General features: G+C 71.0%; 15 protein-coding genes. 8 read left to right on the top strand and 7 right to left on the bottom strand.

What is annotated here, in order from left to right:
- Positions 1-17: 17 nt before the first annotated feature.
- Complete coding sequence (locus AK36_RS17240; protein WP_045578875.1) at positions 18-1,847, bottom strand: autotransporter assembly complex protein TamA; 1,830 nt, start codon at positions 1,845-1,847, stop codon at positions 18-20.
- Between the two features lie 269 nt (positions 1,848-2,116).
- On the opposite strand from AK36_RS17240, the gene AK36_RS17235 reads away from it, so the two are divergent.
- From AK36_RS17235 to panD, 4 genes are all read left to right on the top strand, one after another.
- The gene (locus AK36_RS17235; RefSeq protein ID WP_011885713.1) at positions 2,117-2,305 is read left to right on the top strand and encodes a DUF3460 family protein; all 189 of its coding nucleotides are present in this window, start codon (positions 2,117-2,119) and stop codon (positions 2,303-2,305) included.
- A gap of 4 nt (positions 2,306-2,309) precedes the next feature.
- On the top strand, positions 2,310-3,182 hold the full coding sequence (locus AK36_RS17230) for a segregation and condensation protein A (RefSeq protein ID WP_011885714.1): 873 nt from the start codon (positions 2,310-2,312) through the stop codon (positions 3,180-3,182).
- Between the two features lie 252 nt (positions 3,183-3,434).
- Positions 3,435-4,274, top strand: coding sequence for a pantoate--beta-alanine ligase (gene panC, locus AK36_RS17225; protein WP_011885715.1), 840 nt, complete (start codon positions 3,435-3,437; stop codon positions 4,272-4,274).
- A gap of 39 nt (positions 4,275-4,313) precedes the next feature.
- Positions 4,314-4,700 carry an aspartate 1-decarboxylase gene (panD, locus tag AK36_RS17220; RefSeq protein WP_011885716.1) on the top strand — a complete coding sequence of 129 codons (387 nt, stop codon included), beginning with the start codon at positions 4,314-4,316 and terminating at the stop codon, positions 4,698-4,700.
- Between the two features lie 192 nt (positions 4,701-4,892).
- Here the strand turns inward: panD and AK36_RS17215 are convergent, their stop codons facing one another.
- From AK36_RS17215 to AK36_RS17205, 3 genes are all read right to left on the bottom strand, one after another.
- Positions 4,893-5,552 carry a ParA family protein gene (locus AK36_RS17215; protein ID WP_011885717.1) on the bottom strand — a complete coding sequence of 220 codons (660 nt, stop codon included), beginning with the start codon at positions 5,550-5,552 and terminating at the stop codon, positions 4,893-4,895.
- Positions 5,553-5,698: 146 nt separating this feature from the next.
- The gene (locus AK36_RS17210; protein ID WP_014723466.1) at positions 5,699-6,100 is read right to left on the bottom strand and encodes a DoxX family protein; all 402 of its coding nucleotides are present in this window, start codon (positions 6,098-6,100) and stop codon (positions 5,699-5,701) included.
- Between the two features lie 282 nt (positions 6,101-6,382).
- Positions 6,383-7,882 (bottom strand): cobyric acid synthase, encoded by a 1,500-nt coding sequence (locus AK36_RS17205; protein ID WP_045578874.1) that lies wholly within the window; start codon positions 7,880-7,882, stop codon positions 6,383-6,385.
- Between the two features lie 94 nt (positions 7,883-7,976).
- On the opposite strand from AK36_RS17205, the gene cobU reads away from it, so the two are divergent.
- From cobU to AK36_RS17185, 4 genes are read left to right on the top strand one after another with little or no spacing between them, the layout of a single operon-like run.
- Positions 7,977-8,537, top strand: a complete 561-nt coding sequence (gene cobU / locus AK36_RS17200; protein ID WP_045578873.1) for a bifunctional adenosylcobinamide kinase/adenosylcobinamide-phosphate guanylyltransferase — start codon at positions 7,977-7,979, stop codon at positions 8,535-8,537.
- Complete coding sequence (gene cbiB / locus AK36_RS17195; protein ID WP_045578872.1) at positions 8,531-9,475, top strand: adenosylcobinamide-phosphate synthase CbiB; 945 nt, start codon at positions 8,531-8,533, stop codon at positions 9,473-9,475. Before cobU ends, cbiB begins: the two co-directional genes overlap by 7 nt.
- Positions 9,468-10,487 carry a threonine-phosphate decarboxylase CobD gene (gene cobD, locus AK36_RS17190; protein WP_011885722.1) on the top strand — a complete coding sequence of 340 codons (1,020 nt, stop codon included), beginning with the start codon at positions 9,468-9,470 and terminating at the stop codon, positions 10,485-10,487. Before cbiB ends, cobD begins: the two co-directional genes overlap by 8 nt.
- The gene (locus AK36_RS17185) at positions 10,484-11,395 is read left to right on the top strand and encodes a cobalamin-binding protein (RefSeq protein ID WP_011885723.1); all 912 of its coding nucleotides are present in this window, start codon (positions 10,484-10,486) and stop codon (positions 11,393-11,395) included. Before cobD ends, AK36_RS17185 begins: the two co-directional genes overlap by 4 nt.
- Before the next feature lie 45 nt (positions 11,396-11,440).
- On the opposite strand, the gene cobC is transcribed toward AK36_RS17185, so the two are convergent.
- Genes cobC through cobT form a run of 3 tightly spaced genes read right to left on the bottom strand, consistent with a single transcriptional unit; the run spans position 11,441 to position 13,831 of the window.
- Entirely contained in the window at positions 11,441-12,025 is a 585-nt protein-coding gene (gene cobC / locus AK36_RS17180) for an alpha-ribazole phosphatase (RefSeq protein WP_045578871.1), read from the bottom strand.
- Positions 12,010-12,783, bottom strand: coding sequence for an adenosylcobinamide-GDP ribazoletransferase (locus tag AK36_RS17175; RefSeq protein ID WP_045578870.1), 774 nt, complete (start codon positions 12,781-12,783; stop codon positions 12,010-12,012). Before AK36_RS17175 ends, cobC begins: the two co-directional genes overlap by 16 nt.
- Positions 12,776-13,831 carry a nicotinate-nucleotide--dimethylbenzimidazole phosphoribosyltransferase gene (gene cobT, locus AK36_RS17170; RefSeq protein ID WP_011885726.1) on the bottom strand — a complete coding sequence of 352 codons (1,056 nt, stop codon included), beginning with the start codon at positions 13,829-13,831 and terminating at the stop codon, positions 12,776-12,778. The genes AK36_RS17175 and cobT overlap by 8 nt, the downstream gene beginning before the upstream one ends.
- Positions 13,832-13,866 lie beyond the last annotated feature (35 nt).

The raw sequence follows: 13,866 nt of genomic DNA, 5'->3' as shown, positions 1-13,866 counted from the left end.
TGGATCGGGCTGCGAGGTCAGAAAGCGATGCCGAGCGTCAGGTACGGGCGCACGCTGCGGTTGCGCAGCCCGTATGCGACGTCGACGTTGATCGGGCCGACGGGGCTGCGCCAGCGCGCGCCGATGCCGACGCCCGGATAGAACACGCGCTCGCCCCACGCATCGGTCGCGGTGCCGATGTCGAAGAACGTCGCGGCGCCCCAGTCGTGGTTGAACCAATGCTGGTATTCGGCGGTGCCGGTCATGAGGTACTTGGTCGGCAGCACGGAGCCGTCGACGTTGTTGCCGATGCTCTGATAGCCGTAGCCGCGCACCGAGTTCGAGCCGCCCGCGCGGAACAGCAGCGATGCCGGCACGCCGGCCGAGCTGCCGCTGGTGAACACGCCGCCGAGCTCGGCGCGGAACACGAACAGGTCGCGCCTGCCGATCGGCAGGTATTGCTGGCCGCGCGCGTAGCCGCGGATGAAGGTCTGGTCGGTCAGCACGCCCTTGATCGCGAAGCCGGCTTCCGCGTGGATCAGGTTGCCCGAACGCGGGAACAGCGGATCGTCGACGTTGCGGCGCGTCCACGACCACTGCGGCACCAGCGCGCGGCTCGTGGTCGGGCCGGCGCTGTTCTGGTCGAGCCGGTCCTGGTAGTACATCAGCGAGTACGCGTAGTCGATGAACTGGCCGGAGCGCGTGCGCTGCGCGCCGACCCGCGCGCTGTAGATCCGCGTGCCCGACACGTTGGTGTTCGTGTACGACGCGAGCACGCTGTTGGTCCATCCTTTCTGGCCGGGCGGCATCGACAGCTGGACCTGCCCGTACTGCTGGATCTGGTCGAGCCGGCCCGACACGGTGAGCGGCCACGCGGCGCCGAACGTGTCGAGGTACGTGTACGACCCCTGCACGTGCGGGCCCGTGTCCGTCGCGTAGCCGACGCCGCCGCGGATGCTGTTGTACGGAAACTCGCTGACCTTCACGTGTACGGGCGTGCGTTCGGGCTTCGACGTGTCGTCGCCGACGTCGATCGCGACGCTCGCGTAGTACGGCGTGTTCTGCAGCTGCCGCTGCAGCTCGGCGATGCGCTGCACGTCGTAGATCTCGCCTTCCGACAGCGGATTGACGTTCGTGACGATCTTTTCCGGATAGCGGCGCACGCCGTCGACATCGAGCTTGCCGATCGTGAAGGTCGGGCCGCTGTCGAACGTGACGGCCAGCGTCGCGCGCTGCGTGCGCGGATCGACGCGCGCCTCGGACGACACGATCTTCGCGCCGAGGTAGCGGCGCGACTGCAACTGCTTGAGCGCCGCGTTCTTCGCGCCGTCCCAGTCGGACTGCGTGAACGGGTCGCCCGGTTTCAGCGAGAACGCGAAGCGCGTCGCGGCCTCCTGCTTCGGGTCTTCGGCGTCGACCGGGCCCTTGAACGTCAGGTCGACCGCCGAGACGACGGTCTGCGGCCCCGGGTCGACGGCGACGCGCACGTCGCGCTTGCCGTCGCGGCTGCGCACGTCGGTGCGCACGACCGGCGAGAAATAGCCGGCCGTCGCGGTCAGGTCGCGCACCTGCTGCGGCGTGGCCGTCACGAGGAAGTCGAATTGATCGTCGCTGATGTCGTCGCGCTTCGCGAAGCGCGCGATGTCGAGGTGCGCGCCGAGCAGCTTGCGGATCGCGCGCGGCGCGTCGATGTCGACGTCGTATTTGGCATAGGCGGGCAGCGCGAAGAATGCGGCGACGCAGCCCGCGACGGCGGCCCGCGCCGCGGCGGCGGCGCCGCGCCGCGAGCGCCGGCGCGAATCGCGGGCCGAACGTGCGGCCGCGTCGTGCGCCGTATCTGCGTGGTAGTGGTTCGCCGGACCCGCCAAATATGACCTCGCCCTCGGTTGTCGTGATTTCGTGGAAAACCCTGTATTTGACCACACGGCCGCGGCCGCGCCCGCAGCGGCGCCGCTTTGATGCTTGCACGCAACGCCGGCGGCCGGCAGCCCGGCCAGCGCGGCCAGCGCGGCCAGCGCGGCCAGCGCGGCCAGCGCGTTCGACGTGCGATTGACACCGGCTGTTCCCCGCTATGCGGTAAAATCCCGCCATCGCGAATCCGGCGCATCGTGCGCCGCCAGAAACGGAAAGCCAAGCCATGCCGTACCAGTCCGACGTCACGCAGTTCCTGAACCAGCTCAAGCAACAGAAGCCGACGCTCGAGGAAGAGCAACGCAAGGGTCGTGCCCTGCTGTGGGACAAGCAGCCGATCGACCTCGACGAGCGCGCCGAGCAGCAGGAATCGCGCGTGAAGCAAACGTCCTACGTCTACTACCAGAACTTCTGACGACGTGAGCGCCGCCGACGAGGCCAGCGCCGCCCGCAAGGACGACGCGATCGCCGCGCCCGCGGGCGCCGATTCGACGCCCGACACCGTCGACGGTGTCGCGGCGTTCGCACGTCTGTACGGCGAGCCGCTCTTCAAGCTGCCGCAGGATCTGTACATCCCGCCCGATGCGCTCGAGGTGTTCCTCGAGACCTTCGAAGGCCCGCTGGACCTGTTGCTGTACCTGATCCGCAAGCAGAACTTCAACGTGCTCGACATCCCGATGGCGCAGGTCACCGCGCAATACCTCGGTTATGTCGACCAGATCCGCACGTCGAATCTCGAGCTGGCAGCCGAATATCTGCTGATGGCCGCGATGCTGATCGAGATCAAGTCGCGGATGCTGCTGCCGGTCAAGAAGGCCGACACCGGCGAGGAAGCCGAGGATCCGCGCGCGGAGCTGGTGCGCCGGCTGCTCGAATACGAGCAGATGAAGCTCGCCGCGCAGCGCCTCGATCAACTGCCGCAGCTCGGCCGCGACTTCCTGCGCGCCGAGGTCTATATCGAGCAGAGCATCACGCCGCGCTTTCCCGACGTGAACTCGGACGACCTGCGCGCCGCGTGGGCCGACGTGCTCAAGCGCGCGAAGCTCGTCCAGCATCACAAGATCTCGCGCGAGGAGCTGTCGGTGCGCGAGCACATGAGCCTGATCCTGCGCCGGCTGCAGAATGCGCGCTTCATGGAGTTCGCCGAGCTGTTCGACACGTCGCGCGGCGTGCCGGTGGTCGTCGTGAACTTCATCGCGATGCTCGAGCTCGCGCGCGAATCGCTCGTCGAGATCACGCAACCCGAACCGTTCGCGCCGATCTACGTGCGCCTCGCCTACCTGCCCGCCTGATTCCGGCACGGTCACGGCGCCCCGCCTCCACTGCAATGCAGCATCGAGCGCGCTCACACCCGCGCCGCCCCGCCGCGCCATGCCCGGATAAAAAGTGAACGACCGTTCTCTTTGCGGTGCGTGCGGCGGCCAAATCCTCTACAATCCGCCGACGCCCGATGCGCCGCCCGCGCACCGGCGTGCTCCGCTTCGACCCCGACGCCGCTGCTGCGGCGCCAACGCGCGCATGCGCGAGGAACCCGCTACCCGATCATGAAAGTCATCAGCTCGATCCAGGAACTGCGCGACCAGCTGCGCGGCCAGAACCGCACGGCGTTCGTGCCGACGATGGGCAACCTGCACGAAGGTCACCTGTCGCTGATGCGCCTCGCGCGCCAGCACGGCGACCCGGTCGTGGCGAGCATCTTCGTCAACCGGCTGCAGTTCGGCCCGAACGAGGATTTCGACAAATATCCGCGCACGCTGCAGGACGATATCGAGAAGCTGCAGAACGAAAACGTCTACGTGCTGTTCGCGCCGACCGAGCGCGACATGTATCCCGAGCCGCAGGAGTATCGCGTGCTGCCGCCCGACGACCTCGGCGGCATTCTCGAGGGCGAGTTCCGGCCCGGCTTCTTCGCCGGCGTATGCACGGTCGTGACGAAGCTGATGTCGTGCGTGCAGCCGCGCGTGGCCGTGTTCGGCAAGAAGGACTACCAGCAGCTGATGATCGTGCGCCGCATGTGCCAGCAGCTGGCGCTGCCGGTCGAGATCATCGCGGCCGAGACCGTGCGCGACGAAGACGGCCTCGCGCTGTCGTCGCGCAACCGCTACCTGACGGCCGACGAACGCACCGAGGCGCCCGAGCTCGTGAAAACGCTGCAGCGCGTGCGCGAAAGCGTGCTGGGCGGCGAGCGCGACCTCGGCAAGCTCGAGCAGCACGCCCGCGCGCATCTGGCCGAACGCGGCTGGGCGCCCGACTACATCGCGATCCGCCGCCGCGCGAACCTGATCGCGCCGAGCGCCGCCGAGCTCGAGGCGGGCGAGCCGCTCGTCGTGCTCGCGGCCGCGAAACTCGGCGCGACGCGCCTCATCGACAACCTCGAAATCTGACCGGCCGCGCCGTCGCCTGTCACGCATCACGGAGATACCATGCAGCGCCACATGCTCAAATCGAAGATCCACCGCGCGGCCGTCACGCACTGCGAGCTGCACTACGAAGGCTCGTGCGCGATCGACGAAGACCTGCTCGAAGCGGCGGGCCTGATCGAAAACGAACGGATCGACATCTGGAACATCAACAACGGCGAGCGCTTCTCGACCTACGCGATCAAGGGCGAGCGCGGCAGCGGGATGATTTCGCTGAACGGCTCGGCCGCGCGTCGCGCGCAACTCGGCGACCTCGTGATCATCGCGGCGTTCGCGATGGTCGATGAAGCCGAGCTGCAGGCCGGCTGGAAGCCCAAGCTCGTGTTCATCGACGAAGGCAACAAGATCAAGGGCCACCGCGATCACGTCCCGACACAGAGCTGGACCTGATGCGCACGGCCGCCGGCACGTCGCAGCGGCTTGCCCGAGGCGGCCGCTGCGCCGCCGAGGCACGAAGGGCCTGATCGGGCACGCTGCCGGATCAGGCCCTTCGTCATTCGGCCGAGCTTCGCTGAGCGTCACTGAACGAGCCGGCAGGCGGGTGACGCCCGCCTGCCGCCGACGCGGCAGCGGCCAGTCGACTCACGACGCGCGGGCGGCCTTCTCCGCTTTCGGCGCGCGGCGCTCGGCCCATTCGACGATCGGCCGCCACTGTTCGAGATCCTTCTCGACGCGGCTCCTGGCGACGTCCCACAGCGTCAGGCCGTGCGCGGCGATCTGCACGTAGTTCTGCGTGTCGCGCACGTAGCCGAGCACCGGCAGCCCGAGCCCTTCGACGAAACGGTGCAGCTGGTCGGACGAGCGCGTGCGCGCGTCGACCCGCATCCCGACGATCCCGACCTCGACGCTGCCCTTGCGCACGGCCTTCTCGCCGGCGAGGCGCTCCAGAAACTGCTGGGTCGCGAGAATATCAAACATGGAAGGCTGCAGCGGCACGATCACCTTGTCGGCCAGCCGCAGCGCGACGTCGAGCCGGTTGCCGTGCAGCCCGGCCGGCGTGTCGATGACCGCATATTCGAGGCCGCGCGGCGGCTTCGAAGGCGCGTCGGGGTCGAGATTCCACGCCTCGATCTGCGGCAGCCCGGCCGGCCGCAGATCGAGCCACGCATGCGCCGACTGCTGCCGGTCGAGATCGGCGAGCGCGACCCACGCGCCCTGCGCCGCGAAATAGCCGGCAAGATTGGTGGACAGCGTGCTCTTGCCGACGCCGCCCTTCGGATTCGCCACCACGATGACCGTCATGAATTCCCCCGAAAAAGCCGCGCGGCGCCCACCGTCCGGCAGGCGCCGCTCGATTGCGGATACAGGGAGCGATGATATCGGCAAACGGGGCATCACCGAAACCGGTGGAGCCGACGCGGGCGGCGCGCGGTTACGCGGTTACGCGGTTACGCGCTGCGCGGCGCGCCGAGCGCGAACGCGCCGCCGCCGAGCAGCGCCTGGACGGCCAGCGTGACGGCCCAGAACGCCGGATATTCCCAACCGCCGTGCGGCGACGCGAAGCTCCAGCCGTTCGGCAAATGCGCGCACACCGCGCCGAGCATGAACGGCAGCAGCACGAGCGCGGCAGTCCGTACGCGCACGCCCGCGAGCAGCGCGAGGCCGCCGGCCAGCTCGACGGCCGTCGTCAGATACGCGAGCCAGCCGGGCAGGCCGATCGACGCGAAGAACTGCGCGGTGCCGGGCAGCGTGAAGACGAACACCTTCTGTGCGACGTGCGCGAGATACAGCACGCCGAGCGCGACACGCAGCAGCGTCGCGCCGAGATCTTGCAGACGGGTGGGGTTCATGGCGGATTCCTTCGTGAGTGGATGACGATGGATCGCACTCTATTCGAAGCTATTTCACCGATAAATGCGCGATATGGCTTTGAATGATTCTCGACAGGAACGAATTGGCCCGCAAAAAGGGGCATGAGTGGGCCGTGGGCCGGTTATGCCTTGTGCCCTCTGCCGCGCGACGGCCTCCGCGCCGCCGCTGTCGCACCATGCGGCACCCGCCGCACCGAACTCCCGCCCGGCCAAGCCGAACGCGGACGCACGCACCATGCGGCGCCCGCCCTCTCGGCCCCGTCAGCGAAATTCCGCGTACAGCGCGCGCAGGTCGAGGTGCTCGGCGAACGAATCGGCGAGCCGCTCGATCGACGCCTCGCGCAGCGCCGGGTAATCGATGCGCTCCACCCCGTCGAGCCCCGCCCATGCGAGCAGCGCCGCGCACGCAGCGGGCGTGTCGAACAGGCCGTGCACGTAGGTGGCGAGGAGCTGGCCGTCGGCGGACAGCGCGCCGTCGGCGCGGCTGCCGCCCGCTGCATCGTCCGCCGCCAGTTGCAGCGCCGGCGCCGCGAGCGCGGGGCCGCGCGTGTCGCCCAGGTGGATCTCGTAGCCGCGCACGGCGGGCGCGCCGGGCAGCGCCAGTTGGCCGGTCACGTTCTTCAGCGTCTTGTGCGGCAGCAGCGTCGTGTCGAAATCGAACAACCCGAGGCCCGGCACGCTGCCCGGCGCGCCTTCCAGGCCGAGCGGATCGTCGAGCGTGCGGCCGAGCATCTGCATACCGCCGCAGATGCCGATCACCTTGCCGCCATAGCGCAGATGCCGGCGGATCACCGTGTCCCACCCCGCGTCGCGCAGCCATTGGAGATCGCGCTGCACGCTCTTCGAGCCGGGCAGGATCAGCAGGTCGGCGGCCGGCACCGGGCCGCTCTTCCAGTACGTGAATTCGACCTGCGGATGCGCGCGCAGCGGATCGAAATCCGTATGGTTGCTGATGCGCGGCAGCGCCGGCACCACCACCCGCAGCACGCCCGCGCCGTCGCGCGTGGCGGCGCTGCGCGCCTGCCGCGGCAGCATGTCCTCGGCGTCGAGCAGCAGTCCGTGCAGGTACGGCAGCACGCCGAACACCGGCTTGCCCGTCTGCGCGCGCAGCCAGTCGAGCCCCGGCTCGAGCAGTCCGATGTCGCCGCGGAAGCGGTTGATCACGAAGCCGCGCACGCGCGCACGCTCGCTGTCCGACAGGCACGCGAGCGTGCCGACCAGATGCGCGAACACGCCGCCGCGGTCGATGTCGGCCACCAGCACCACCGGGCAATCGACGCGTTCGGCGAACCCCATGTTGGCGATGTCGCCGTCGCGCAGGTTGATCTCGGCCGGGCTGCCGGCGCCTTCGACGATCACCGTGTCGTAGCCGTCGCGCAGGCGCGCATACGACTCGAGCACCGCGTCGAACGCGACCGGCTTGTAGTCGTGATACGCGCGCGCATCGAGGTTCATCCGCGCGGCGCCGTGGATGATCACCTGCGCGCCGCGATCGCTGGTCGGCTTCAGCAGCACCGGGTTGAAGTCGGTATGGGGCGCCACGCCGGCCGCGAGCGCCTGCAGCGCCTGCGCGCGGCCGATCTCGCCGCCGTCGGCCGTCACCGCGCTGTTCAGCGCCATGTTCTGCGGCTTGAATGGCGCGACGCGCGCGCCCGCGCGCCGCGCGAGACGGCACAGGCCCGCGACCAGCGTGCTCTTGCCCGCGTCGGAGGTCGTGCCCTGGATCATCAACGTGCCGCGCGGCGGTTCGGGTGCGTTCATCGTGGGAATCGTGGGGATCGGGAAGAAAAATCGTGGCGACACAAAGCGGGCATTATCGCCCGCGTCGTGCTGCGCGCGCCGTTACAATCACGCGATGATTCCGCACGACCTCACCTTCGTCCTCGGCGGCGCGCGTTCGGGCAAGAGCGCGCACGCCGAGCGTCTCGCCGCCGACAGCGGCCGCCCCGTCACCTATGTCGCGACCGCGACGCCAAGCGCCGACGACGCCGAATTCGAACGCCGCATCGCCCATCACCGCGCGCGCCGGCCGGCCGACTGGGGCTTCGCCGCCGCGCCGGTCGATCTCGCCGGCACGCTCGCGCGGCTCGACGATCCGCACGCATGCGTGCTCGTCGACTGCCTGACGCTGTGGCTCACCAATCTGCTGTGCCCGCTCGACGGCGAGCCGCTCGACGACGCGCAGTACACGGCGGAGGTCGAGCGGCTCGAGCGCGCCTTGTGCGAGACGCGCACGAAGGTGATCGTCGTCAGCAACGAAATCGGGCTCGGCGTCGTGCCGCTCGGCTCGGTCACCCGCCGCTACGTCGACGAACTCGGGCGGCTCAATCAGCGCATCGCCGCGCTCGCCACGCGCGTGACGCTGCTGGTCGCCGGGCTGCCGCTGACGATCAAGGCCGGAGCGTCGTCATGCTGATGCTGTCGCTGCCGGTCGTCGCCGTGCTCGCGGTCGCCGCCGCCTTGGTCGATCGGCTGATCGGCGAACCGGCCGGCTGGCATCCGCTCGTGGCGTTCGGCCGGCTCGCCGCGCGCATCGAGGCCGCGCTGAACACGGGCCGGCGCGGCCGCATCGTGGGCGTCGCCGCGTGGGGCGCGGCCGTGCTGCCGCCGGTGGCCGTCGCCGCGTGGCTCGCGAGCGTGCTGCCGTGGCCGCTCGCGGCCGCGCTGCACGTCGCGCTGCTGTGGTTCGCGCTCGGCGCGAAGAGCCTCGGCGAGCACGTCGCGCCGATCGCCGCCGCGTTGCTGCGGCACGATCTCGCCGCCGCGCGCGCGCTAACCGCTCGCATCGTCTCGCGCGACACGAGCGACGCCGACGAAGGCGCGCTGTCGCGCGCGGCCGTCGAATCGGCGCTGGAGAACGGCAACGACGCGATCTTCGGCGCGCTGTTCTGGTTCATCGTCGCGGGCGGCCCGGGCGCGCTGCTGTTCCGGCTCGCGAACACGCTCGACGCGATGTGGGGCTACCGCACGCCGCGCTTCCTGACCTTCGGCTGGGCCGCCGCGCGCATCGACGATGCGCTGAACTGGATTCCCGCACGACTGACGGCGGCGAGCTATGCGCTGCTCGGCGACACGGCCGCCGCATGGCGCTGCTGGCGCACGCAGGCGCGCCACTGGGACAGCCCCAACGCGGGGCCCGTGATGGCTGCCGGCGCCGGCAGCCTGAACGTGCGGCTCGGCGGCCCGGCCGTCTATCACGGCGCGCTCGAGGAGCGCCCGATGCTCGGCACCGGCGCGCCGGCGTCGGCCATCCACGTCGCGGCCGCGCTGTCGCTCGTCACGCGTACGCTCGCCCTGTGGCTCGCGCTGCTGGTCGCGAGCGGCGCGCTCATCCTCGCTACCCATCATGTCTGACGCACGTATCACGCACGGCGGCAACCTGCACGAAGCCGCGCGTCGCCATCGCATTCCGTACGACGGGTGGCTCGATCTGTCGACCGGCATCAATCCGGTCGGCTATCCGGTGCCGCCGGTGCCCGCCGACGCATGGCGCCGCCTGCCCGACGACGGCGACGCGCTCGCCGCGCGCGCGGCCGCTTACTATCACGCGCCCGACGCCGCGCACGTGCTGCCGGTCGCCGGCAGCCAGGCGGCGATCCGCGCGCTGCCCGCGCTGCTGCCGCCCGGCGACGCCGCCGTCGCGGCGCTCGCGTACGGCGAATATGCGCCCGCGTTCGCGCGTCACGGCCATCGCGTCGTCGCACTCGACATCGAAGCCGACCGCCTGCCCGCGACGCTGCTGCACGCGATCGTCGGGAACCCGAACAATCCGACCGCCGACGCGGTGCCGGTCGAGCGACTGCTGGGCTGGCATGCGCAGCTGTCGGCGCGCGGCGGCACGCTGATCGTCGACGAGGCGTTCGCCGATACGGGCGCGACGCCGTCGCTCGCCGCGCACGTCGATCGCCCCGGCCTCGTGGTGCTGCGCTCGGTCGGCAAGTTCTTCGGGCTCGCCGGGATCCGCGCGGGCTTCGTGCTCGCGCAGCCGGAACGGATCGCCGCGCTCGGCGACATGCTCGGCGCGTGGACCGTCAGCGGCCCGGCCCGTCACGCGGTGACGGCCGCCTTCGCCGATCGCGCCTGGCAGGCCGCCGCGCGTGCCCGGCTCACGGCCGACGGCGAACAGCTCGCCGCGCTGCTGCGCGCGCACGGCTTCGCGGTACGCGCGACGCCGCTGTTCAGCTGGACCGACGATCCGCGCGCGGCCGCCTTGCACGAGGCGCTCGCCGCGCAAGGCATCTGGACCCGGTACTTTGCCGCGCATCCGAGCGTGCGCGTCGGCCTGCCGGGCAACGACGCGCAATGGCAGCGCCTCGCGCATGCGCTCGCGCAGTGCGTGCCGATGCTGCACCGGGTGTCCGCGTGAACGCCGCCGTGTGGCGCGTCCCAGTCGCGCTCGCGGCGATCGTTGCGTTCGCACCGATCGCGCGCGCCGACGTCACGGCCCGCGACGACGCCGGCAATACCGTCACGCTGCCGGCGCCCGCGCAACGCGTGATCAGCCTCGCGCCGCACGCGACCGAACTGATCTACGCGGCCGGCGGCGGCGCGAAGCTGGTCGGCACCGTGACGTACAGCGACTATCCGCCCGCCGCGCGCGCGGTGCCGCGCGTCGGCGACAACAAGGCGCTCGACCTCGAACGGATCGCCGCGCTCAAACCCGACCTGATCGTCATCTGGCGGCACGGCAACGCCGAGCGGCAGACCGATGCGCTGCGTGCGTTGCACATTCCGCTGTTCTTCAGCGAGCCGAAGCATCTCGACGACGTCGCGACGTCGCTGCACCGGCTCGGCACGCTGCTGGGCACCAACGCTGCCGCCGATGCGGCCGCGGCCGCGTACTCGCGCGACATCGCGGCACTGCGCGCACGCTACGCGGCGCGCCCGGCCGTCACGATGTTCTTTCAGGTATGGGACCGGCCGCTGACCACGCTCAACGGCGCGCACCTGTTCAACGACGTCATTGCGCTGTGCGGCGGCCGCAACGTGTTCGCCGCGCTCGAGCCGCTCGCGCCGACCGTCACCGACGAGGCCGTGCTCGCCGCGAATCCGGAAGCGATCGTGACGACGAGCGCCGGCGCGACGCGCTCGGACGCGCCGCTGCCGAGCCTCGCGCGCTGGCGTGCCTGGCCCGCGCTGACGGCCGTCGCGCGCAACAACCTGTTCGCGATCGACGGCGATCTGCTGACGCGGCCGTCGCCACGGATCGCGCAGGGCGCGGCCGCGCTGTGCGCGGATCTCGACGCGGCGCGCGCACGGCGGCCCGCGCATTGAGGGCGGCGCGCGAGCGATCGCCGGTCCAAGATCGGCACGCGGCGTCTACGCGTCCCAGTGGACGATCTTCCACGCACCGGCCGCCTCGCTCATCCGCAGCCACACGACCCCGCCCGTCGGCACCGGTCGCGCGAGCAGCGTGTCGAGCGGCACGCGCAACGCGTACGCGGCGAACGCGCGAATCACGCCCGCATGCGTGAGCGCCCATTGCGCGACGCCCGCCTGCTCGACCGCAGCCGCCACCTGCGCGACGCGCGCGGCGAACTGCGCGACGCTCTCGCCGCCGTGCGCGCATGCATGCAGCAGATCGGCCGCCCACGCATCGAGCGCGGCGTGGTCGATGTCGTCCCAACGCTGCAGCTCCCACGCGCCGAAGTCCATCTCCTGCCAGCGCGGGTCCGGCCGCAACGGCGCGTCGACTGCGTGTGCGAGCCGTTCGGCGACCGACGCGCAGCGCGCGAGCGGGCTCGTCCAGATCTGCTCCGGCAACGGCGCGCCCAGCGCCGCGAGACGCGCACGCACCGCCTGCGCACCGGCGTCCGCCGATTCCGCGAGCGGCACGTCGCTGCGCCCGTAGCAGACGCCGCGCTCGACGCCGACGGCCGGATGGCGAATCAGGACGACGTCCATCCGAGCACCACGAGATAGATCGCCAGTTCGTTCAGCTGCTGCGCGAAGCCGAGGCAGTCGCCCGTATAACCGCCGATCCGCTTCACGAAGTAGCGCGCGGCCCACGCGCGCACGAGCGCCAGCGCGATGAACGCCGCGACACCCGCGCGCCAGTCCGGCCAGAACAGCCACGGCAGCCCGAACACCGCGGCGGCGCAGGCCGCGCGCGTGCTCATGCGTTGCGCGACGGGCTTCGCCTTGCCTTCCGGGCGGACGTAGTCGAGCGACATCAGCAGGCTCACCGCCGCCGCGCGGCTCGCCGCGTGCGCGGCGATCATCGTCCATGCGGCGCGCAGCGGCGGCATGGCGGCCAGCGCCTGCCATTTCAGGCCGAGCGCGATCACGAGCGCCGCCGCGCCGAACGTGCCGATCCGCGAATCGTGCATGATCCGCAGCACGTCGTCGCGCGTGTAGCCGCCGCCGAACGCGTCGCAGCTGTCGGCCAGCCCGTCCTCGTGGAACGCGCCGGTCGCGAGCAAGGTCGCGGCCATCGACAGCCCGACCGCGATCGCCGCGGGCAGCACGCGCAGCGCGGCCAGATAGACCAGCGCGCCCCATGCGCCGACGCATGCGCCGACCAGCGGGAAGTAGCGCGCCGCCTGATCGAGATCGCCGGCCGCGTAGCCGATCGCGCGCGGCACCGGCACGCGCGTGAAATAGCCGAGCGCGACGAAGAAGTAGCGCAGTTCCGCGCGCATGCCGCGTGCCCGCTCACGCATCACGATCGTCGACGCCTGCGGATTCGAAGCTCGCCATCTCGGTCAGGAACGCGGCGGCCGCGCGCACCAGCGGCAGCGCGAGCGCGGCGCCCGTGCCCTCGCCGAGCCGCAGGTCGAGCGCGAGCAGCGGCTTCGCGCCGAAATGCTCGAGCATGCGCCGATGCCCGGCTTCGTGCGACGCGTGCGAGAACACGCAGTAGTCGCGCACGCCGGGCGCGATGCGTTCCGCGACGAGCAACGCGGACGTCGCGATGAACCCGTCGACGAGAATCGTCATCCGCTCGCTCGCGGCGGCCAGATACGCGCCGGTCATCATCGCGATTTCGAAGCCGCCGAACGTGGCGAGCACGTCGAGCGGCGCGATCGCATGCGCATGCCGCGCGAGCGCGCGGCCGAGCACCGCGCGCTTGTGGGCGAGCCCCTGGTCGTCGAGGCCGGTGCCGCGCCCGACGCACGCATCGATCGGCACGTCGAGCAGGCGGCTCATCAGGCACGCGGCCGACGACGTGTTCGCGATCCCCATCTCGCCGAAGCCGATCACGTTCGTGCCGAGCGCTGCGTGCTGGCGGACCCGCGCGGCGCCGGCGGCGAGCGCCGCGTTCGCTTCGTCGAGCGTCATCGCTGGCTCGAGCGCGAAGTTGCGCGTGCCGCGCGCGATCGGCAGCGATACGAGCCGCTCCGACGCCGGCAGCGGCGACGCGACGCCCGCGTCGACGATCTCCAGCACGCTCTGCGCGACGCCCGCGAACGCGTTGATCGCGGCGCCGCCGGCCAGGAAGTTCGCGACCATCTGCGCGGTGACCGATTGCGGATACGGGCTCACGCCCTCGGCCGCGATCCCGTGGTCGGCGGCGAAGACGATCGTGACCGGACGCTGCACCTGCGGCCGCTCGGTGCGCTGGATCAGCGCGAGCTGCAACGCGAGCGCCTCGAGCTGGCCGAGACTGCCGGGCGGCTTGGTCTTGTGATCGATCACATGCTGCAGGCGCTCGCGCAGCGTAGCGTCGAGCGGCGCGAGCGCGGGCGGGAAGTCGGTCGGGTTCGTCATCGGGAAAGTGCCTCGTTGGCGCGGCCGGTGCCGCG

Origin of the sequence: Burkholderia vietnamiensis LMG 10929, assembly GCF_000959445.1 — a bacterium.
In the GTDB taxonomy this organism is placed as follows: domain Bacteria; phylum Pseudomonadota; class Gammaproteobacteria; order Burkholderiales; family Burkholderiaceae; genus Burkholderia; species Burkholderia vietnamiensis.
Note: the sequence above shows the minus strand (reverse complement) of the source record. Positions and strands in the feature narration are given on the sequence as shown.